The organism is Oceanispirochaeta sp. M1 (assembly GCF_003346715.1).
Lineage (GTDB): Bacteria > Spirochaetota > Spirochaetia > DSM-2461 > DSM-2461 > Oceanispirochaeta.
This window is the reverse complement of sequence record NZ_QQPQ01000025.1, coordinates 15712-38185: the sequence shown is the minus strand read 5'-3', so window position 1 is coordinate 38185 and position 22474 is coordinate 15712. Positions and strand designations below refer to the sequence as shown.

The window sequence follows — 22474 nt, the reverse complement described above, 5'->3', positions numbered from 1 at the left end:
CTATCAGTAATCTCTATTCCTGAAATCACTGGGTGAAAATCCGGTCTCACGTTTAAAAATTCTGGAAAAGTAATGCTGGCTGTTATATCCGACCCGATATGTAATTTCTTTGATACTGAATAATTCCTCTCTCAAGAGCTGCATTGCTTTGTTGATTCTGAACTTATTTAGAATTTCAGGAAGATTCTGCCCTGTTGTTTTCTTGATGACTTTACTTATATGTGAAGGAGAGAGATTCAAAGACTCCGCAAGATCTTCCAGAGAGATTGTATTCTCATATTGATCCTCAACATAAATCATGACTCTTTTAACAATCAGGTCCTGCCGGCTCTCTTTCCTATCCTTAATCTTATCAAGAAATTGTTCTAATATCGAAAGGAAATGAAGTTTTAAAGATGCTGTATCTCTATTTTCCAATAGTTGGAGTTTATCTGTAAGAATCTCTTCCCAAAGACGGTAAAAACCGGTTTTTTCAGATATTTTCCGGGAAATCTGTATGAGAGCCTGATAAACATAGGTCTGCCGTCCCATCAAATCAATTTCATCTCGTCCACTCAGATCTGAAAAGAAGAGTTCAGATAATGAGATAATCTCATCACGGTCTCCCATCTGAATCTGAGAACAGAACAGATCGACATAACGATCAACAGGAAATCTGTCTTTCTTATGATTCTTAATCTCAGTGAAAAAAAATATCCTTTTGTTATCACGCCTCCCCTCCTGCAAGGCAGAAACCGCCTCCTGATAAGACTGATAGAAAAGATCTACATTATCTACAGAACTACCACAGCCCAAGTAGAAGGATCCAGAGCTGTCGGCCAGTAATTCAATGCATCCTATCTGCTTCAAAGATTCATGTTCCGATTGACTGAAGATAAGCAGGTCAATCATGGAAGAGTGAATCCTGGATATAAAATGAATGCCATTAGAATTCAGGATTCTACAGATACGGCTATATAGAATATCCCCATTGCTGCCGGAATCGATAACAGCGACAAATGCCTCTTTGGGATGGAACTCCAACAGCTCAAACATATTACGAACATCTTTCTGTTTCTCACAAATGGCACGGAAAATATCTGATTGAACAACCGGCTGCATCTCATTGATCTTATCTTTCATCTTTTCCTGAGTCATTATCTGAATGCTCTCGGTTTCAATGCTGTCAATGACTGTGATGATAGTATTGCGAACCGTATCAAGATCTGCAGGTTTGACAAGAAAATCTTCAACTCCGAGTCTGAGAGCTTTCCTTGCATAATCAAAGGAACTGTAGGAGGTAAGAATTATGAATCGAGTCTGCAACCCCATCTGCTGCATTTTTTCAATGGTGGCAAGGCCATCCATTCCCGGCATATTGATATCAAGTAGAACGATATCCGGCTTAAGCTCTGCGACCAGGCTGATGGCATCAAAACCATTCTCAGCTTCTCCACAGATTGCTATCCCGGGAATGTTCTTTGTAAGAATGAGTCTCATTGCCTCTCTTTCAAGAGGTTCATCATCTACAATTAAAAGATTATACATTTGAAAGAGATCTCCCATTTTCCAGCAGCCGTATCCTGATAACTGAACCTCCCTCATTGCTTAATGACATTGAAAAATCGTTCTTATAGAAAATTCTCAGACGCTCCCGTACATTGGAGAGACCGATACTGGAAGATTGAAGAATATCTTTGTCATTTGAGAATCCATCCAGGATATGTTGGGGGAATCCAGGACCATTGTCTTGAATCTGAATATTGATTTGGGAAGGAGAAACAGTAATTTTTACTGAGATTTCAGCATCTCTGATCAGATCCTTGACTCCATGAACAACACAATTTTCAACAAGTGGCTGCAATACCATACCTGGAATCTCGATGCCCTTAAGATTCCCGCAACTCTCTGTAATAAATAAAATCCGGTCACCCACTCTAGGTTCCTGAATCTGAATATAATTTTCAACACAAACCATTTCCTGATCAAGTGAGGAGGTTTTTCCGCACATATCCAGACTATACCTGAGAAGACTGGCAGTCTTTACCATCAACTCACTGGTCTTTTCGGCCCCTTCAACATAGGCCATTTTGGAGATCAGACTAAGTGTATTAAATAGGAAATGAGGATTCATCTGCCCTTGTAGAGCATTGAGTTTTGTCTCCGCCAGTACACTGGTTATTCTAAGATTTTCATTTTCCTGTTTGATCAATTCCTTTTCAATACGTGATTTTTCATGAATCTGCTCAATATGAGTCTGAAGCTCCTCAGCCATAGTTTCAAAGGATTCCAGCAGTATTCTGATCTCCCTGCTGTCACTCTGAACATTTCGAATATCAAACTGTCCTGTCTTTATCCTATTTATATTCACAATCATTTTTTCAATCGGGCTCGTGATACTCCTGAGAGACTGAATGACAAAAACTGAAGTCAGGAGAATCAGGAGACAGAGGATGCACAAAGTAATCAGTAATTGAGATTTCCAGCTCTCCAGCATTCGTTCTTTTTCCAGGTTCATCTCATTGGTTACTAAAAGTGCATACTGAGGATAAGTCTCATCAATAAGCATAGCCAGTCGATCCTGGCTATCGTAGGATGATTGTGAATATAGTTCTTCATTTTCCTTATATGTCTGAATCATATTTCTGAGAAGGCCATAACGGAATTGCAGTTCTTCGTCTTCATAATCCATCAGCTTATCCAAAGAGATTGAAGCCGCATCATAATGATTTTGAAATACTTCAACATCTAGAGGATCATGGGAGTAAATATAGTTTTTCATGCTGTAATTCATTAATTTCACTTCAGCGTAAAAGTGGGACAGTTCATCAAACTGAGTGAATGTTCTTCGATACTCCTGCCAAAATTTAAAACTCTGTAAATTACTGTATAAAGCAATAATGAATATGAGAATAAAAATGATCAGGACAAATCGAGTAAATCTAGAGCGCAGTGATCTGTCTTCCCTTTTTTTCATCAGTCCTTCCGGATTATCCATAAAAATTATTATACTCTGGAAATAAGTGGTATTTTCTCAAAATCCAAAGAAAAAAATCAAGAACTTACGGCCCTGCAAAAAGCCCTTATATTGTCTTCTCCAACTCCTTGTGGAAGTGCACAGCCGGCACCTATAACAAGACCGCCTTCAGGAAATAATCTGAGAACATCCTTTGTAATTTTTTCTACTTCTTTTGGTGAACCAAAGTAAAAAGTACCAGATGGATCGATGGGACCAAATAAAACGGATTTTCCCTTCATGATTTCTGCTGCTCTTGCAATATCTGTTTTATAATCAACCTCCACGGCAGCAAATCCAGCAGAGACAACATCCTCAAGAATCAAATCCAGGTTTCCGCAGATATGGCAGACTGTTGTAATATTCTGAGCATCTAGTCTTCTTACGATCTCTTTATGCCAGGGCAATGAGAACTCTCTATACATAGCAGGGCTTATAAGATCCGGTCCGCATGAGCTGTCACCAAAACTGGTGATATCCGCACCCGCTTCCTTGATCAGCCTATGGTATTCCAGATGCAGTTCAAGCGCCCGGTCCAGAAGTAATTTGATCTTTCCTGTTGAATCCTCATCCAGAAGTGCCATCAAAAACTCAGAAATGCCCATAGACAGCATGGCCAGGGAAAATGGTCCCTGATCAGCATTACCACGGATTAATAATTCCCCCCCGACTTCTTTTCTCATCTTGAAAATCGCATCCAACATAATATTAATGCGGTCATATTTCAGAAGGGAGTCTTTATCCATTGCCTCTATGCATAGATCCAGATCAGTACTCAGACCTTTAGTCACACGTGCCGGTTCATTATCAGGCAAATCTACTTCAATCCCTATTGCTCCGGCTTCCATGCATGTATCAACATCAACAAGAATACCATCAAGGTCATATTTTCTTGCAAAATCGATATGCGCTCTGGCAATATTATCCGCATTACTTCTGTATTCTCTCTGGTTCAGCCCTTTTTCCGCGGCAGCAGGCATAAAGCTGTGCAGCATGGTGGGAACAGGATCAGCAGCAGATCCATTTAAAACAGTTGTAATTTTATCATATCCATTCATAAATTTTTCTATCCTCATAACGAAAATCGGGCTGTTCCCTGACAATTGATGAAACAGCCCAATTCGTAAATACAGCCTACAATTTAAAGATCTTTTTTGACTTTCAGCTGAGGCGCATAATTATCTACATTACTCTTATTGATCATGATAGTTCCTGCATCATTGCTGATGGCTGCAGGAGTCTTTCCTTCCATAACATTCTGATATAGCCAGTAAGTAGCCTGATATCCATAATTGTGAAAACTTGTTGCAACAGTTCCGTCAAGTTCACCATTCCTGACAAGATCCAATGTTTCATCAATATCATCCACACCATAGATAAGGATTTTATCCTTGATTCCCAAATCCCGTACAACAGAGGCACAGGCAGGTCCAGCTTCGGCAGCAAGGTTGATGGCAAGATTGATTTCAGGATACGCCTTCAGTGTATTTTCCCATTCCGTAGTAGCCTTCATTCTATCTGACTTGGATTCAGATATATTTACAACATTAAAGGAACCGCCATAGTTGTTGAACTGTCCCTTAATGGCCTCAATCTGGTCAACTGCAATCTGATAATTCAAGGCAGCAACCTGAATAGACATATTCAATTCGGCATTATTTCCATATTGAGTAACAACATCATCATAAAATGCTTTAGCCTGTACTTTTACGTCCTTTCCAAAATAAGCAAGTTGTCCTTCCAGATCTATGGGTGAATCCACAACAAGTACTGCGATTCCTGCATCAATCGCTGCCTGAACAGGGGCCGCCGGAACTAATCCCTGGGTGATGATGGCATCCACTTTCTGTGCCACTGCTGTTTCTACCAATTTCGCCATTTCTTCGGGAGAAACACCCTGTGGACCTACCCAGTCACCCTTGATATTAAGCTCTGAAACTGCCTGATCAAATCCGTCTTTTGCAAGGAGCCAGACAGGATGTGCCAGAAGGGGTGATACATACACAAAGTGCAGCTGCCCATCATCTTTTGAGTCTTCCTGACTTCCCGCCGCAAAAGCAGCTCCCATGCACATGGTGATCAATAAAACTGTTACCACTAATCTCTTCATAATAAACCTCTCTTTATATTTAGCATGTTTTGTTCACAAATGAAAAAACATACCGGATTCCAAACTATAAATATTCCTGATTCAGGTATTGGAAGAAGCTCTCAGGATAGAGACCTCATTAGCCTCTTCTTTCGACATGACCGCCTGAACACGCCCCTTCCCAAGGACAACAAATCGATCACAAATTGCCAGCAGTTCTGAAATCTCAGATGAAATGACGATGATGCTGACACCACTCTTTGCAAGATCATTGATGATTTTATAGATTTCTGACTTTGAACCCACATCAATACCACGGGTCGGCTCATCCAGCATCAGAATTTTAAGATCTGTCAGCAGCCATTTTGAGAGAATAACTTTCTGTTGATTACCACCGGATAAATTGGAAACCAAAGTATCCATATCCGGTGCTTTAACACTCAGTTTGTCAAAGAAAAATCGGGCTTGTTCCCGTTCTTTACTCTGATCGATCAGGAAGATTCTCTTGATTCTTTCAAGGATTGTGAGAGTCATGTTATGACAGATACTCATTGTCCCGATGATACCGTTTTTCTTTCTATCCTCAGTCAAAAGACCGATTCCATGTTTCTTGGCATCCTGAGTTGTTTTGATAGAGATCTCTTTCCCGGCGACGTAGATCTTTCCGGCACTCCGGGGAATGCTTCCGAAAATGGCGTTAATGGTTTCTGACCGTCCTGAACCGACGAGTCCACAGAGTCCCAGTATTTCACCTTTATTAAGATGGAAACTCACATCTTCAATAATATTTTTTCCATAGGCAGAAGTGTGAGGAACCATCAGATTCTCAATTCTCATTACCTCTGAACCAATGCTCTTTTCTACGGTGGGATACATTACATCCAGTTTCCGACCAATCATATCTTCAATGATTCTATGACTGTCATAACCCTCGTCTTTTTGGTATTCGCTGATATAAAAACCATCCCGGAGAATTACCATCCTGTCACAGAGCTTAAAGACCTCATCAAGTTTATGAGAGATGTAGATACAGGAAATGCCCTGATCTTTCAGATGTTCAATAATCCCCATAAGGTTATCTGTTTCAGAAGCAGTCAATACCGATGTAGGTTCATCCAGAATCAGAATACGCGGATTCCTCAATAGAGCCCTTGCAATACAGATCAACTGCTGCATGGATGGGCTTAGATTACGAACTGTGGCCTTCATATCAGTGACCAGATCCAGTCTGGCTAAGGCCTCCTCAGCAATCCTCTCGGCTTGTTTCCAGTCCACAAGACCCATGGATCTCAGGGGCAGTCTCCCCAGACAAATATTCTCTGTCACTGAAAGATCAAGCTCAAGATTCAATTCCTGATAGATCATAGCAATACCGTGATTCTCAGAATCAACAGGAGAATTAAAACGAAGCTCTTCGGAACCTGATAAGATACGCCCTTCCACTTCAGATGAGGGATACAAACCTGATAGAATTTTCATCAGGGTGGATTTCCCCGCTCCATTCTCCCCCATGACAGCCAGGATTTCATTTTCATAAAGCTCCATGGATACATTTTTAAGTGCAACAGTACCCAAAAAACGTTTTGTTATATTCTCAACCGAGAGAACTGTCTGTCTTTGCTGCATAGCTCAGTCCCTCCTGTTTATTAGTAACTCCGGTGGATCGGATGGAGCGTTTCAGCATCAGGTTTCTCTTATACTGATCAAGCATTACCGCGAGGATAAGAATTGTTCCTACTACCAGTTGCTGCCAATACACTGATATGCGCATCAGAGTAAGAGAGTTTGTCAGTATTTCCATAAACAGACCGCCTAGAATGGCACCCAGTATCGTACCTGTTCCACCCAGAACTGATGTTCCTCCGATAATTGACCCACAGATAACAGTCAGCTCATATCCAGTCCCTGCAGCTGCCTCTCCTGAACCGAGACGGGCAGCCATAAAGACACCAGCCAGACCAGCCAACGCAGAAGTAATCAGATAAACATAAAATTTTGTTTTCCCGGTATTGATTCCGGATATCCTGGCGGCCTCTTCATTTCCTCCGACGGCATACACAGCGCGTCCGAATGGAGTATGAGTTAAAACCACATGAAAGAGGATCGCAATGGAGATGGCTACAATAACAACCGTGGGAATAACACCAAAAAGTTTAACCTGTTCAATGGCTGTAAAATTCTTGGGGAGAGGGTAAACCGGAACACCTCTGGTTATGACGGAAACCAGACCTCTTGCTGCATATTGCATTCCCAGGGTAACGATAAGCGGCGGTATTCCGACTTTAACGATGATATAACCATTGATACAGCCGATAGCAGCACCCACCAGGACACCCGAAAGAATTGCAACAGGAACAGGAGCACCCGACTGTGCAACCATTCCCGAAACGACCCCTCCCAAAGCCAGTACAGAACCGACTGAGAGATCCAGCCCTGCTGTAATAAGAATGAGTGTCATTCCAGGAATGGCAATGAGAGCAAAACCTGATGAACGGAGAATATTAAATATATTCCCGCTGGAAATAAAATTACTGTTAATACAGGAAACGAAAACTATATAAACGGCTAAAGCCATTATGATACTGCTTTCCTGCCGATTTAGAAATTTTCTTATAGCACTTTCTATTACTGTTGAAGCGCTCTTCTTTTTGTTCAATGTCCTTCCTCCAGGATTTTTCATTCATTCAGCCTAATCCTGTTTTTGGAAGTTTAGAGTCTTAGAAATTGGTACATTCCTGTCATTCTTTGCAATTTATTGTCAGAAACTGGAGAATCATAAACAAATCCCCTCATAAAAATGAATAAATATTCTGGATTGCATTATTTTGATTTAGCAAAAATAAAGGCTGAACTCTTCAAAAGAAAAGTTCAGCCTTTATAATTGTGCCGGTGACGGGCATCTGGAAAATTCGACTATAAAAGGTAGTCAACCGCCTATCAACCGGCAGCTGATTCCAAGTTAAAATGAATTATTCAGAAGAGAAAAAATCTCAACACGTGAATGGACCTCCAGTTTTCTATATAGATTGTAGAGATGTGTATTTATTGTTCTTATTGAGATAGAAAGACCCTCAGCAATTTCATCATTAGTATATCCATTAAGTATGTACCTGAGAATTTCTTTCTCCCGGGGTGTCAAATCATACTTATCAATAAGGCGGTCCTTCTTGTTATGCTCATTTAACTTTTCATTTGCTTTTACAAGTTCTCGACTTCTCTCCTGTACAAGAGATTCCAGATTAAGATTGATCTCATCGATCATATTTCGATCTTTTACAAACTCATGAGCCAAAATGATGTTAGTTGTCAGAAGAAAAAGTGGGAGTCCTGCTCCTGAAATAAAGATTGAGTATCCCTGAATCAAATGAGGCAGTGTTAAATCATGGAGAATGGTTATCAGAGCAGGAATGAATCCAAAGGTGATGAGCGGAATAATTCTCGCACTCTCTTTTCGATTTAAATAGAGTCTGAATAAAAAATAGATAAGTGGAATGAGAAGAGTTATTTCAAAATATCCCAGACTCTTTCTGAGCATTCCGTATTCCTCAATGAAAAATGTAATAAGAAGAGAGAGAACTGGTATGACAAAGACAAGTAAGACTCTCCCCTTTTTCACTGGAAATCTACCGAAGGATTCAAAAAATCTCAAAGCTGAATATGTCAGTGAAAACTCTACGACAGCATAAAACTTCATCCACTGCATGGGAGAAAGAATCTGATAATTGAATCCCGGGATGGAGGTATGAAAGAGACTGCTCTGATTCAGGGAAAAAATAAATAAAAGAACTGCAAACCAGAAGAACTCGCTGTCTTTTTTTCGCCTTAAATAAATGAATAGATTATAGAATCCGAAAAAAAGAAAGATCACTGAGATGAATGCATTGATATCCTGATGAAGAAATCGCCTGGTAAGATAAAACTGCTCAATAATATTATATGATCCAAAGATGAGAGGTCCGTCTATGAGACCCTCTTTATTGACAAATATTTTTAAGCGGATAGTGTTCTCTCCTCTCTGATTGAGAAGAGGTGCCGGAATAATATAGAACCTGTCTTTGTTCCAGTCATTATGCCAATCCGGTGGAAATTGACCAGTCCTGCCCAAGAGAGAATCATTAACATATAATTCATCGGCAACTATGATTCTTCCACCATAGAATGCAAAGAGATTATCCTCCTCAGGTTCTGTCATTAATGTGAACGTAGTAGATATCTCTAAAAAACCTTTACCATCATCAAGGAATACTGTCAGATCACTAAACTCTTCTTCAGATATAGTGATTATCTTTTCAGTTCCATCCGCTTTCAACTCCCAGTTCTGATCACTGAGTTTAATAAATATATCTCCCGAATCTGTATCCCTGTTGCTGCAGGAAAAAAAGCTAAATATAACAATTAAAAATAATATGACTCTCTTCATCATCAAATAATAGCATATTTCCCAGAATCTACGCATATTTACATAGAGATTAAGCAAATCTGTGTAATGTACAGATAGAAAATACGGCCTTACACTGAACCCGATATGAAGATAATCAATGTAAATAATTATGGGATCAGTCCTGAATCAGAAAATAATACAGAAAAAATAATTCTGATTCTCAATCAAATCAGAGCTGATGCTTCATCTGAAAAATGCAAAATCATATTTCCCAGTGGAATCTTTCATTTTGACTTTAATGAAAGCCATTCATTTTCTCTTCCCATATCCAACCATTCAGAAGCCCCGAGAAGATCGGTATTCTATCTGGAAGATATGCATGACCTGACATTACAGGGAGAGAAAACAACCCTTCTCTTCACGGGAAACCTGATCCCCTTCTCCATAATAAATTGCAGTGGAATCCAGATAAAAGGCTTTGAGATTGATTTTACAGATCCATTTTGCCTACAGGGAACCGTCATTAAATCATCTGCTTTTTCATACACCCTCTCAATGGATGAAACATTGCCTATTTCGTCTGCATCTAGAGGCTTTACTCTAATGAGTAGTGAGGGGGAAATTGGAGGATCAGAAAGCATTGAGTGGGATGGTGATAAAAAGAGACGGGTTTTCCAGGCCAAAGCCCCCTGGATTATGGCAGGAAAGTCCAGCCATCTTCAAAACGGCTCCTTCAGAGTATTTTCTCCAGGACATCCCGCCGTAGGAAATAAAGTTATTACCAGAATCGGTGACAGAACACAACCGGGAGTACTCATCCATCAGTCAGAAAATATCTCACTCAAAGAAATAGAGATACGACACTGCAAAGCAATGGGTGTACTGGGACAGATGTCAGAAAACATTGATCTCTATTCAGTTTCTATAGCCCCTGGAGAAAACTCCGTCAGATTCTATTCGGCCCGGGATGATGCCTTCCATTTTTCGAACTGCCGCGGATTTATCAACATGAACAAATGTAGAGCTATTGGACAGATGGATGACGGGCTTAATGTTCATGGGACCTATTTAAAGGGAGAAAAACTTACAGCTTCCACCCTCAGATTGACATACGGGCATAAGCAAAGCAAGGGATTCAATCCTTTTAGAAAAGGAGACCTCATTTGCTTGCGGGACAGGGAAACATTGAAAGAAAATGGAAAAACACTTTGCCTATATGTGGAACAGATAAATGAGAAGACTATCGAAATACTCCTCCAGTCAGCTTTATCAATTCCCCGGTACAATATTGTTGAAAATCTGAGTACAGCTCCAGATTTAAGGGTGGATAATTGTGTATTTAAGAATAACCGTGCCCGGGGGGTTCTTGTAACAAGCCCGGGCAAAGTAAGAATAAGGAATAGCTATTTTGCCCCCACAGGAGCCGCTATTCTGATCGCAGCTGATTCGCTCTCGTGGTTTGAATCAGGGGGAGTCAGAGATGTGCTTATTGAAAACAATACAATGGAGCACTGTAATACTGAGTCATACCAATATTGCAAAGCTGTAATATCCATTTACCCGGAATTAGTGAAACCAGATAAGTCTCAATCTTTTCACAGAAATATTCGTATAAAAGGCAATCATATAAAAACTTATGATGCTCCGATTCTCTATGGACGTTATACCGACGGCATAACTTTTGAAGACAATACACTTGAAAAAACAAATGAATATAGAGCCTGGCATAAGAATAAGAAGGCCTTCTATTTTGAAAATTGTAAAAATATAAACATTCGAAATAATGATCTGGATAAGAACCTGATCAGCTGTGAAATAAGGGAGAAATAATGGATCTAAGCAGAAGTGACTACACTCTGAAAGAAAAGATATTCATAGGATTGGCACCTACAAGTGCAGGGTTGGTGGGGATTCTGGTGAACTCTTCATTTATGAAATTTTATACCGACTTCATCGGTCTCAGTCCTGCCTGGTATGGTGTTGTATTTACAATATTCACCATATGGAATGCGATAAATGACCCTATCCTCGGATTATGGGCTGACCAGCGGCCCTATATAGAGGGAAAAGGTAAATATATTCCCATTATGAGGAAATCCTTACCTATTCTGGGGCTTTCGACTTTTGCAATGTTACTGGCTCAACCGGATTGGCCAGAGCTTCTTATGGCAATTTACCTCCTGATCGGACTGATTATCTGGGAAGCCGGTCAGACCCTTTTCAATGTCAGCTTCCGCGCCTTCCACATAAATGCTTTTATCTCTATGGATGAGAGGACGGAAGTTCAGGTTATCCAGAATTATATCGGAATGATACCAGTTTTCATTGGAGGGATGATTCCCGCATGGTTCCTTACAGGATCTTTTAAGCTGAAGACCATCGTCCTCATATATACCGGGGGTGTTGTGATCAGCATGTTTATCGGATATTTGAGTATTCGTTTTATGGAAGAGCGTCCAGAGTTCTATAAAAATCTCGAAGTGACCAAGGGGATAAAAGAACTTTGGATACTTCTTAAATCTCTTATTGTTGACAGATCTTTCCTACTGTTTGTTATCGCCTTCTTTATCATAAACGGAGTCGCAGGTAGTTATTTCACAGCCTATCTCTACTATATGGATAATGTACTTCTAGTTTCTGGAATCTGGAGTGTCATCCCCGATGTTGGAACAGGTATTGTTCAGATGATCTTCTACCCCGCCGTTATATGGTTAGTCACAAAGTACGGGGGAAGAGACAGTCTTTCCAGTTTTCTCATTTTTGCTGTTGCCGGACATTTGATACTGACATTTAATATTTCCTACTGGGCAGCCGTTGCCGCCTATATGATTATGTTTGTCGGCTATGCTGTCCTCTATTCCACTAATGGCCCTCTGGAGGGGATTCTGGTTGATCATCTGGAATTAAAGACTGGAAAAAGACAGCCCGGTGTTGTCAGGGGACTCATGTCCGTGATTATGACCCCCTCCATCACCATTCAGACACTCATATTCTCATCTCTTTTAACAACAAGTGGTTATGACGGTTCTGTCAAAGAGCAGACTGCAGAAGTTGTCAGGGCCATCCGTTTGGGAGCTGGAGCCATTCCCGCTGCATTCCTTATTCTTGGAATCATAGCCCTTCGCTTTTTCCCCATTGGGAAAAAAGAGGAATTGAGAATTCAAAAAGAAATCACAGAAAAACATCATAGCCGCATCAACGGAACAGAGGCCGAATGACCAACAGACATACTCTTCGATCATATAATCCAGCAGGACAATGGACTGAGGCCTACCCTCTGGGCAATGGAACCCTTGGAGCCATGGTTTATGGTGATCCCCGGAATGAGATTATTGAACTGAATATTGACACTCTCTGGTCAGGATGCATCACGAAAAAAGGAAATACCCAAGAGAGCAGGAATTGGACTGGTTCTTTGAAAAAGGTAAGAGAGCATATCTCGAATAAAAAGTACCATCAGGCCGACAGAGTCATCGAGAAAGAGATGGGAGGGATGTGGACTGAGGGATATCTCCCTGCCGCTTCCCTAAGTATTAAAAAAACGGTTCAGGGCGATGTAGAGAACTACAATCGAGAACTTAGGATGGATCAGGGTATTGTTGCTTCAAGTTCTTCCTCTGCACTGTCCAGGGATAATCGAACAGCATTTGCGTCCCTCCCCGGGAATGTAATTATCTATAAAATTGAAACTGACCAGGAGAGTGAAATTATGATTTCTCTCAATTCACTTCTCAAACATAATAGGTCGTTCGGAACAGAGATTATCCTCAATGGACGGGCCCCAAGCCATATGGATCCACCCTATGACAAGACCAGCGATTCTCTCCTCTATGATGAAAAAGACCGGGGCATGGATTTTTCAATAGCCGTCCTTCCCGTAGGTGCCGAAACAATCTCTACATCAGCTGAAAGCATGACAGTCAGCTTTAAAAAAGAACTCATCCTTTATATAGCAATGTCTACAGAATACGAGGAGATGAACGGACTTGAAAGATGTTTGAAATCTGTAAACGAAGCGGCTCTTAAGGGTTATGAAAAAAATCTGGAAGAACACAAAAAAGATTTCAAATCTCTTTACAACAGGGTTGAGCTGGATCTGGGTGGGAGAGATTCCTATATAGGAATTGATGAAAAACTTAAAAGGATGAAAGGACCGGCCGCGCTGCGTATTGAAGAACTGCTCTTTAATTATGGCAGGTATCTCCTTATTTCCTCATCACGTCCGGGGAGTCGTCCCGCAAATCTTCAGGGAATTTGGAATAATACACTGTTCCCTCCCTGGAGCAGTAATTATACATTAAATATCAACACTCAGATGAATTACTGGCCGGTAGAGGTGTGCAATCTTTCGGAGTGTCATGAACCCCTCCTGAAATTTATCGAAGAACTCTCGGACAGGGGTGAGAATTCAGCCCGAAGCCTTGGATGCAACGGTTCAGCCTCTCACCACAATTCAGATTTATGGGCCTCGGCCCTGCAGGTAAAGGGTTCTCCCGCATATGCATTCTGGCCCATGTCGGGAGTCTGGCTGACAATGCATCTCTGGGAACACTACCTGTACTGTGAAGATGAGATTCTACTTCAGGAGAAAGTAATTCCCATAATGGAAAAATCAATTTTATTCTGTCTTGACTGGCTTGTTGAGAACGAAAAAAATGATCTTACGACGTCTCCCTCTACTTCACCGGAAAACAGATTTCGTTTTGGTTTTCGTTTTGGTTTTCGTACTGGGGCAGCGAGCTCCGGAACCACAATGGATCTGTCACTGATCAGAGAACTTTTTAACAACTACCTTGAGGCCTGCAGGAGAGCAGGAAAAGATAAGAATGAACTCTTCATTAAGGCTGAAAAGGCTTTGGACAGGATTCACCCCTTCTCAATTGGAAAAAAAGGGCAGCTTCAGGAATGGAATGAGGATTTTTATGAATCTGCAACAGGCCATCGTCATTTAAGCCACTTAATCAGTCTTTTCCCAGGTAAGGAGCTTACGGACAAGAAGAACAGCTCTTTCCTTCAGGCCTGCCGAAAAACCCTGGAGCGAAGAACTCGCTGGGGCAAGGGTTGGACAGGTTGGAGTATTGCCTGGCATTCGGTTCTGAGGGCGAGACTCGGTGATGGAAATGAGGCTGAGGAGAATATCTCCTACCTCCTGAAGGAATGCTCATTTCCCAACCTTATGGGTAAACATAAACTGAGTCCCCTTCCCTTCAGCAAAGCCGGTGTATTCCAGATTGACAGTAATTTAGGTATCACAGCTGCTATGGCTGAAATGCTCCTCCAGAGTCACAACGAATTCATCCACTTACTTCCGGCTCTTCCTGAAAGGTGGGAATGCGGGTCTGTCAGGGGATTACGTGCTCGTGGTGGTTTTGAAGTAGATATCCAGTGGGATATGGGTAAACTCCTCTCTGCAAAAATCATGAGTGCTGAAGCTAAGGACTGTGCTGTTAAATCTAAAGACCCTCTTGAGCTTCGGTCTGGAGAGAAAGTGATCTCAGTATCTGATGAAAATGGAATCTTAAGATTCCAGGCGGAAAAAGGATGTGAATACAGAATAACAGAGAGAAAAGGACAATTATTATGAGAAAATTTTTAAAAGCTCTACTATTTACTGAGGTTATCTTTGGGACTATTTCATCAATGGGCTGTTCCACTATTGAAGGAGTCAAAAACAATGATCTCTGGCACCACGAAAATGAACTGAATAGAGAAGACTATCCCTCAATGGTTCTGCCATCTGACAGAGATTTCAAAATATTGGTTCTAGCAGATATTCAATTGGAATCTCTACCTCATAAGGATTCAAAAGCCCTGAAGACCGTACGGGAAATGGTTGAAAAAACCATGCCCGATTTGATTCTGACTGTGGGGGATAATACATCCTGGAAATTTGATCACAAACTGACACCCAGATTAATTAAGACATTTGAAGAGTTTGAGATCCCCTGGGCCGTAACTCTGGGAAACCATGATGCCGAAGGAAGAGCTGACAGATACTGGATCGGGAATCTTTATGAAAATGCAGAGAATTCTCTCTTCAAAAGCGGGCCATCCAATATTCACGGAGTCGGTAATTCTGCAATTCAACTGGTGGATAATGAAGGAGAACTACAGCAGCTCCTGGTACTCATTGATTCCAATGCCAGCCGGGTTCATCCCCGGGGAGAGACTTATGATTACATTTACTACGATCAGATACAGTGGTACCGATGGCTGATCGAAGGGTTTGCTGAAGTACCAAGCCTTGCTTTCTTCCATATCCCCCTGGTGGAGTTTAAAGAAGCAGTGGCTGAATACAATGAGGGGAAAATTTCTGATAAAGAGGTGTTTGGTGAAAACAGAGAAGATGTATTCTGTGCACATCTAAATACCGGACTCTTTGACGTCATGAAGGAACTGGGAAGTACAACTCACATATTCAACGGTCACGATCATGTAAATAATATTTCAATTCCCTTTGAAGGAATCAGGATGACCTATGTTCTTAAAACCGGACCGGCCAGCTATTCGGATAAAGATATGCGAGGAGGGACCCTGGTGACCATAGCCCGGGAAACAAATGAAATCTCAATCGCACATATTTTCTCCGACTTATGATCTTTTTTGAGGAATAGAAAATGAGAAACAATCAGATACACTGGAGAGATTTAAGTGGAGAATTTTATGATGGAGATAAAAAAACCGTCATGGAACGTCCCTCCATACACTCCTACGACAAAACCCTAACAATGAAAATCCTCTTATCCCGTCCGGATCTGGAAAATGATGGAGAATCCATTGTGGTCTGTACATTTAAGCGTCTCCGGACATTTATTAGAGAACTGGATACACAGACTAAGGGTATTCCGAAGATACTCTATCTGGTGGGATGGCAGTATGAGGGGCACGATACAGGTTATCCTGCCTTTTTCCAGGTAAATTCACGCCTTGCAGAGGAGGGAGAAGATGCGACACAACTCCTTAGGGAGATCATGGAGGAATCAACGGCTTACAATACGACAGTCAGCCTTCATATCAATATGACCGATGCCTATCCCGGAAATCCCCTTTGGAATGAGTATGCAGAGGAAGATCTGATCAGCAAGAGACGGTCCGGCCGTTATCTTGTAACAGGCTGCTGGTATGGTCGAAAAGCATATCAGATCTGTTATACACGAGAGTGGGAATCAGGAAGGGCTGTAGATCGGATTAATAAATTAATGGATCTTCTTCCCTTGGAAAAAGCAGGTACTGTTCATATAGATGCATTTTTCTCCCGACCAAGCCGTTTTCATGGAATTTCTGTGGAACAGGAGCAGGCTGCAAGAAGAAAGATCATTCGCTACTGGAGAAGCCAGGGAGTCGATGTAACCAGTGAGTTTATCTACAGAGAAAAGGGTCGTGATGATCTGATAGGACTTGTCCCCATGGTCTGGCACCTGAATCAGAAGAAAAAAGATTACCTGAATAGACCGGCCCGATTACTAAGTGGGGGTAATATCAATAAAGATCTCCGGGGGGATAAAAAACTGAACCGGCTGTTTGGCGGGTCCACCAGAGGGGAAAGCCATTTCTCAGACAAAGAGATGACAGCCTTTAACCATCGGTGGCAGCAGCCTTTTATGAAGGATTTTTTTACCAACACCCTCTCCTGGTATTATCTTAACAATTTCAAAAGGCTCTCAGTCGATCCACTCAGTCGATTTGCCCTTCTGGATCATAATATCCGGACTGAAAAGAAAAACTCCGTCATCAAAGAAAATGATTCCTGCATTTCATACAGGGGAGATCTTTGTATTCCCGCACTTTGGAGTAAGACTCCTCTACTTGGTGTTTTCAGCCGGAAAGGAACTGCAGACAGGGAATGGGAGCTGCCCGAAACCTGGGGGGAGATAAAGGAAGTCCATTATGAACCTGCCTGCGTAGGGAGCAGGAAGAAAACAATTCCCGTAAAAATGAGAAAAATAAAGATTTCACTCAGCAAAGGAGAAGGTGGATGGATATTCCCGTAGTTTACAGCAATGCTCAATACCCCTGGGAGGAGAAACTGGGAAATCACAGGGTTCACATTGAGGTTCCCCAGCATTCCCTGGATAGGAAATATGCAGCATTGAGGATTCCCTGGAGACGAAGGGATAGTCACCCGGAACGGAAAAAACTGATAATAACTGATCACACAGGTCAAAGGGTTAAGACAATTCATCCCATCAGTATTAACCGTGAAAAGGCTGAAATTTTATTCAGACAGATCCCGGGTTCTCATGAATATTACCTCTATTACCTCCCCTTCAGACCTCAGAAATCTCACGGTTATTACAATAAGGATTATTTCAGGAGAGATCTTCGCCCCTCGACTTTAAAGCTCCCGACAATAGGAATTCCAGGTCTTGGTAAATACTCATTGGAGCAATATCTCAATAATACTCAGGTTGGGGCGGCCGAAGTGAAAGCCTTCGAGGCCAGAACAGAATTTGACAGTTTCTATCCTATGGAACTCCCTCTCCATGATTCGGAAAAAGAGATTTTTTTAGGGAAACACATGGATGACTTGATAACTGTTATTGAAAAACGGGAATATCCCATAAAAATGACAGGTCACTTCCCTCTCCGTTGGCTTGAGAGAAAAGAATTGAATCGAATTGAGTCGACAGCCAAAAAGAATGAATATTTTGCCTTTCAGCTTGCTGTTTCTCCACAGGAAAAAGATCTGAAAAATGTACAAGTCTCGATCATCGATTCCGGTCCTTTTTCTAAAGAGTATTTCTGTTGCTACAATACAGATGCTGTGGATATCGATGGTATTCCATTTACAAAAATAGTAAATGTATCCAAAGGTAAAATCCAAGCCCTCTGGATGGGACTTGATATTCCGAAGCAGGCTAAGCCCGGTAAATACAATATAACCCTTAAAGTATCCGCTGAAAATTATAACGGACAGACAATGAATCTGGAACTGACAATTCTAGATGAGATCATTGAGGACAGAGGAGACTCCCGTCCCGAGCTTTTTTCACGTATCCGCTGGATGAACTCTACAATCGGTCTGAATAATTCCCTTATTGCACCCTTCCCTCCACTCAAACTCAATGAGCGGTCAATCTCAGTTTCAGAAAAGACAGTAGAATTAACTGAGCTGGGACTCCCGGCACTAATTAAATCAAAAGATTCCCTTCTCACAGGGCCACTCCGTTTTTCAGTAAAATCTGAACACTCCGGCATAGAGGTAAATAATTCTCTGAGCTTTTCTAAAGTTGAAGAGGGAATTATCTGCTTTGCAAACAAAGTAGTGACAGACAAGTATATGATCGGGATAAAAGGAAGTTGTGAACCAGACGGAACACTCTCCTATAAGATGGAAGTAAGAGCATCTGAAGACCTGGATTACGATGATATTTCTCTCATCATTCCCATGAATAAAGGGATTGCACAATATGCAATGGGAATGGGACTTAGAGGAGGAAAAGCTCCTGAAAATTATATAAGCCACTGGAAAGGTCCCTGGAACAGCCTCTGGATGGGTAACGATAAAATAGGATTGCACTGCACCTTTCTTGGATCGGATTATGAGGGACCTATGCAGAACCTCTACAAACCAGCACCACCTTCGTCATGGAGCAACAATGGTCGTGGAAGAGTAGAGCTGAAAGAGAATGGAAAGGAACTCACCCTAAAGGCAACAACGGGAAAGGGGAATCTCAGAAAAGGAGAAACACTTTCTTTCCGTTTCTCCCTCCTCTTAACACCTGTTCGTCCACTGGATACTGAAGCACAGTTCCGGGACCGCTATTTTCATAATCCCCGGCCTGAAGCTTCTGCAATAGAAGGGAACTGCCGGGTGGCCAATATTCACCATGCCAGCGATGTAAATCCATATATAAATTATCCCTTCCTCAGATTTGAGGAGATGAATAAAAGAATTGAAGAATTCAGAAACCTGGGAATGAAAACAAAGATCTACTATACGGTGAGAGAGCTGACCAGCCGAGTCTGTGAACTCCCATTTCTACTGAGTCTTGGAGATGAAGTATTAAGCCGAAAACCCAGGAAGGGATTCTTCTTTAACAGCGCCAAAGGATATCCCTGGTTGAGGGAGCACATAGATGACGGTTACGGCCCTGAATGGTATGCCCCATTGGATGACAATACAATTGATGCGGCACTGTTAACAAGCGGAGAATCCAGGTGGTTCAATTACTATCTGGAGGGTTTGAACTGGCTGATAAAAATACAGGGAATAGATGGACTCTATCTGGACGATGTAAGTTATGACAGAAGGATTCTCAAGAGAATGCGGCGAATCCTCAACCAGAAAGAGGGAACAATGCTTGATTTACATTCCAATACGGGATTTTCCAAAGAACCGGCTGTCCAGTACACAGGATTCTTTCCCTACCTGAATAAGCTATGGTTTGGCGAGATGTTCCGCTACAACCGAATGTCCCCTGATCAATGGTTTGTTGAAGCATCGGGTATCCCCTTTGGACATATGGCCGATATGCTTCAGGGGGGAGGAAACCGGTGGAGAGGAATGGTCTATGGAATGACAGTACGTCTTCCATGGGTGAGTGATAGAAATAAAGCCGATCCCAGACCAGTCTGGAAAATCTGGGATGATTTTGGAATTAAGGATTCACAAATGATCGGCTATTGGGATTCAGAGTGTCCCGTCGTATTTGATAATGATAAGATAAAGGCAACTGTCTACCGGAAAAAAGAGAGCGTTCTTATCTCTGTTGCCAGTTGGGCTTATCTTCCCCGGAGATGCAGAGTTACTCTGGATTGGAAGAGTCTGGAGATTGAAAAAAAGGATGCTGAATTCTATTTCCCGGAAATTAAGGACTTTCAAAAGAGTCGTACAATGAATCCTGATGAAGCCATTATGTTCTATCCCCGGAAAGGGTATCTCATCATCGTAAGCGGTAATTCTTTCCATCTTGCGTAATTTATATTTGGATTTATATTTAGATTTATACTTCATTAAAAATCATAAAGGAATATCGTTTTTTTCTGAAACAAGGGACAACGAACCAGAGAAAAGCAAATAATGGTTTGTCAGTTTTTTATCCAGAATGTGATGCATTTAAGATATCCCTGAGATGGAAGTTGTAAATTCTGTTGAGGAGCTAAAAAGATAGTCTGCAAAAGGGGCGGGAATGATTAATTAAAGAAGGGCCATCCAATAATTATTGGATGGCCCCTGTCATTTTATTTAATCTGAATTTATGGAATCCAGATAGTAACTACGTCTTTGTTCTCGGCTAACCAGGCACGAGCGGCATCTACTTCACCTTCGTCTGATTCCCGGATAGCAACCATCAAAGAACCTAAATCGTTATTGCTGATATTCATATTTGTAAGAAACTGAGCAAGTTCCGGTTTGTCAGCAGTCAGTCCTTTTCTTGCAGTTATGTGAATATCACCTGAACCCCAAATTTGTTCACCATCCTGCTCGAGAAAAGTCAGGTCATAATAACCGAACATAGAATGAGGTTTCCAGGCGGTTACGACAATCCACTCTTCATTAGAATAAGCATCTTTCATGGCTGCCATCATTGCAGGACCAGAAGAAGCAAGCAGTTTATAACCTGCATCATCAAGACCATATGCCGGTATAAGATCACCTTCAGTTGTTTTCATGATACCAGCTCCGGCATCTATTCCGATAATGGTTTTATCTAACTTTTTCATAGCTTCCGGTTTTTTAAGGTCAGAAACAGTTTTAATGCCGGCCTCATTCATGTATGTTGGAATAGCTAATCCACTTTGAGTACCATCGTATACATTACCAAGATCGACGAGATCGTCACCGAACTGTTCAATATAATCCTTATGAAGAACGGGCAGCCATGTTTCCATAAAGGCATCCTGATCTCCAGCAGCGACACTTGCGTATCCGGGTGCTACATCAGCAGCTGTAATAGTTACTTCGTATCCCATCATGTCTTCCAGTATAACTTTTGCTAAATTGGTATAAGCAACACCTTCTTCCCAGTTGGCATAGACCAGGTTAGCGGTCTTTACGTCTGCTTTTGATTCCTGTTGTCCCGCTGCGAAAACAGCTGTTGCCGCAGTCGAAACCATAAGAACGATCATTAAGATCTTTCGTAAATTGTTCATTTTTTCTCCTGTTAAAATAGTAATATAATGATTCCGGAAATGTATTCCGAAAAAATCCAATGTTAATTCTAACGCGTCTGCGTCGTCGAGAAAGCCTGGGTAACCCTATCCAGAAAAATAGCCAGAATTACAATACAAATTCCGCCTTCAAAGCCCATATCAATTTTTAATTGAGTTATCCCCTTGAGAACCACATTTCCCAAGCCTCCTGCTCCAATCATTCCTGAGATCACTACCATGGAAAGAGCCAGCATGATGGTCTGATTGACTCCTGCCATAATGGTCGGAAGTGCGACTGGTAATTCTGCTTTGAAAAGCATCTGTTTAGGGGTAGCGCCAAAGGCTCGGCAGGCCTCGTGGATTTCAACCGGAACTTGTCTGATGCCTAAATTTGTCAGCCGTACTACAGGGGGCAGTGAAAAGATCAAGGTTGCGATAACACCTGGAACCGGTCCCAATTTAAAAAGCAGTACAGCAGGAATTAAATATACGAAAGCCGGAAGAGTCTGCATGAAATCCAGTATGGGACGCATGATTTTCCAGACAGAGTCCGATCTCGACGCCCATATCCCCAGGGGTAGACCTATGAGTAATCCAAAGATTACGGCGGAAAAAACAAGGGAAAGAGTATCCATGGTTTCCGACCAATATCCCATATAGAGGATTAGGAGAAATCCAATCAGGGTAAAAAGAGCAACACCTTTTCCCGCAACTTTCCAGGCCAATAAGCTAAAAAGTCCTATCATTACGAATGAGGGGGGGAAGTGAAACAACCAATTCACTCCATCTAAAAAGCCTTCAACTACAAAAGCAATGAAATCAAACAGCCAATCAGCTTCTTCGGTCAGCCATTCAATAATTTTTTCAAATCCTGCACCAATATCAAAAATCTCTCTTATCCTGTTCATTTAAC

15 protein-coding genes are annotated in these 22474 nt (G+C 41.6%); 6 read left to right on the top strand and 9 right to left on the bottom strand.

What is annotated here, in order from left to right; translation table 11 throughout:
• Positions 1–3: 3 nt before the first annotated feature.
• The 7 genes from DV872_RS17055 to DV872_RS17025 form a co-directional block, all read right to left on the bottom strand.
• The gene (locus DV872_RS17055) at positions 4–1527 is read right to left on the bottom strand and encodes a response regulator (protein ID WP_158547021.1); all 1524 of its coding nucleotides are present in this window, start codon (positions 1525–1527) and stop codon (positions 4–6) included.
• Complete coding sequence (locus DV872_RS17050; protein WP_114631159.1) at positions 1520–2977, bottom strand: histidine kinase; 1458 nt, start codon at positions 2975–2977, stop codon at positions 1520–1522. The genes DV872_RS17055 and DV872_RS17050 overlap by 8 nt, the downstream gene beginning before the upstream one ends.
• Positions 2978–3033: 56 nt before the next feature.
• Positions 3034–4053: a uroporphyrinogen decarboxylase family protein gene (locus DV872_RS17045; RefSeq protein ID WP_158547020.1), complete on the bottom strand. Its 1020-nt coding sequence runs from the start codon at positions 4051–4053 to the stop codon at positions 3034–3036.
• 83 nt (positions 4054–4136) lie between these two features.
• Positions 4137–5105, bottom strand: a complete 969-nt coding sequence (locus DV872_RS17040; protein WP_114631157.1) for a substrate-binding domain-containing protein — start codon at positions 5103–5105, stop codon at positions 4137–4139.
• A gap of 81 nt (positions 5106–5186) precedes the next feature.
• Positions 5187–6710: a sugar ABC transporter ATP-binding protein gene (locus DV872_RS17035; RefSeq protein ID WP_114631156.1), complete on the bottom strand. Its 1524-nt coding sequence runs from the start codon at positions 6708–6710 to the stop codon at positions 5187–5189.
• Positions 6679–7740, bottom strand: a complete 1062-nt coding sequence (locus tag DV872_RS17030) for an ABC transporter permease (protein WP_114631194.1) — start codon at positions 7738–7740, stop codon at positions 6679–6681. The genes DV872_RS17035 and DV872_RS17030 overlap by 32 nt, the downstream gene beginning before the upstream one ends.
• A 303-nt stretch (positions 7741–8043) precedes the next feature.
• Complete coding sequence (locus DV872_RS17025) at positions 8044–9504, bottom strand: LuxR C-terminal-related transcriptional regulator (protein ID WP_158547019.1); 1461 nt, start codon at positions 9502–9504, stop codon at positions 8044–8046.
• Between the two features lie 105 nt (positions 9505–9609).
• Between DV872_RS17025 and DV872_RS17020 the strand changes: the two genes are divergently transcribed.
• From DV872_RS17020 to DV872_RS16995, 6 genes are read left to right on the top strand one after another with little or no spacing between them, the layout of a single operon-like run.
• Positions 9610–11295, top strand: a complete 1686-nt coding sequence (locus tag DV872_RS17020) for a right-handed parallel beta-helix repeat-containing protein (protein WP_114631154.1) — start codon at positions 9610–9612, stop codon at positions 11293–11295.
• Positions 11295–12683, top strand: a complete 1389-nt coding sequence (locus tag DV872_RS17015; RefSeq protein WP_114631153.1) for an MFS transporter — start codon at positions 11295–11297, stop codon at positions 12681–12683. Before DV872_RS17020 ends, DV872_RS17015 begins: the two co-directional genes overlap by 1 nt.
• Positions 12680–15049 (top strand): glycoside hydrolase N-terminal domain-containing protein, encoded by a 2370-nt coding sequence (locus tag DV872_RS17010; RefSeq protein ID WP_114631152.1) that lies wholly within the window; start codon positions 12680–12682, stop codon positions 15047–15049. Before DV872_RS17015 ends, DV872_RS17010 begins: the two co-directional genes overlap by 4 nt.
• Complete coding sequence (locus tag DV872_RS17005) at positions 15046–16062, top strand: metallophosphoesterase (RefSeq protein WP_114631151.1); 1017 nt, start codon at positions 15046–15048, stop codon at positions 16060–16062. The genes DV872_RS17010 and DV872_RS17005 overlap by 4 nt, the downstream gene beginning before the upstream one ends.
• A 20-nt stretch (positions 16063–16082) precedes the next feature.
• The gene (locus tag DV872_RS17000; RefSeq protein ID WP_114631150.1) at positions 16083–17456 is read left to right on the top strand and encodes an endo-alpha-N-acetylgalactosaminidase family protein; all 1374 of its coding nucleotides are present in this window, start codon (positions 16083–16085) and stop codon (positions 17454–17456) included.
• Positions 17441–20386 carry a glycoside hydrolase domain-containing protein gene (locus DV872_RS16995; RefSeq protein ID WP_114631149.1) on the top strand — a complete coding sequence of 982 codons (2946 nt, stop codon included), beginning with the start codon at positions 17441–17443 and terminating at the stop codon, positions 20384–20386. The genes DV872_RS17000 and DV872_RS16995 overlap by 16 nt, the downstream gene beginning before the upstream one ends.
• Positions 20387–20664: 278 nt before the next feature.
• Here the strand turns inward: DV872_RS16995 and DV872_RS16990 are convergent, their stop codons facing one another.
• Positions 20665–21561 carry a glycine betaine ABC transporter substrate-binding protein gene (locus tag DV872_RS16990; protein ID WP_114631148.1) on the bottom strand — a complete coding sequence of 299 codons (897 nt, stop codon included), beginning with the start codon at positions 21559–21561 and terminating at the stop codon, positions 20665–20667.
• A 68-nt stretch (positions 21562–21629) separates the two neighbouring features.
• Positions 21630–22469, bottom strand: a complete 840-nt coding sequence (locus DV872_RS16985) for a proline/glycine betaine ABC transporter permease (RefSeq protein ID WP_114631147.1) — start codon at positions 22467–22469, stop codon at positions 21630–21632.
• Positions 22470–22474: the final 5 nt, after the last annotated feature.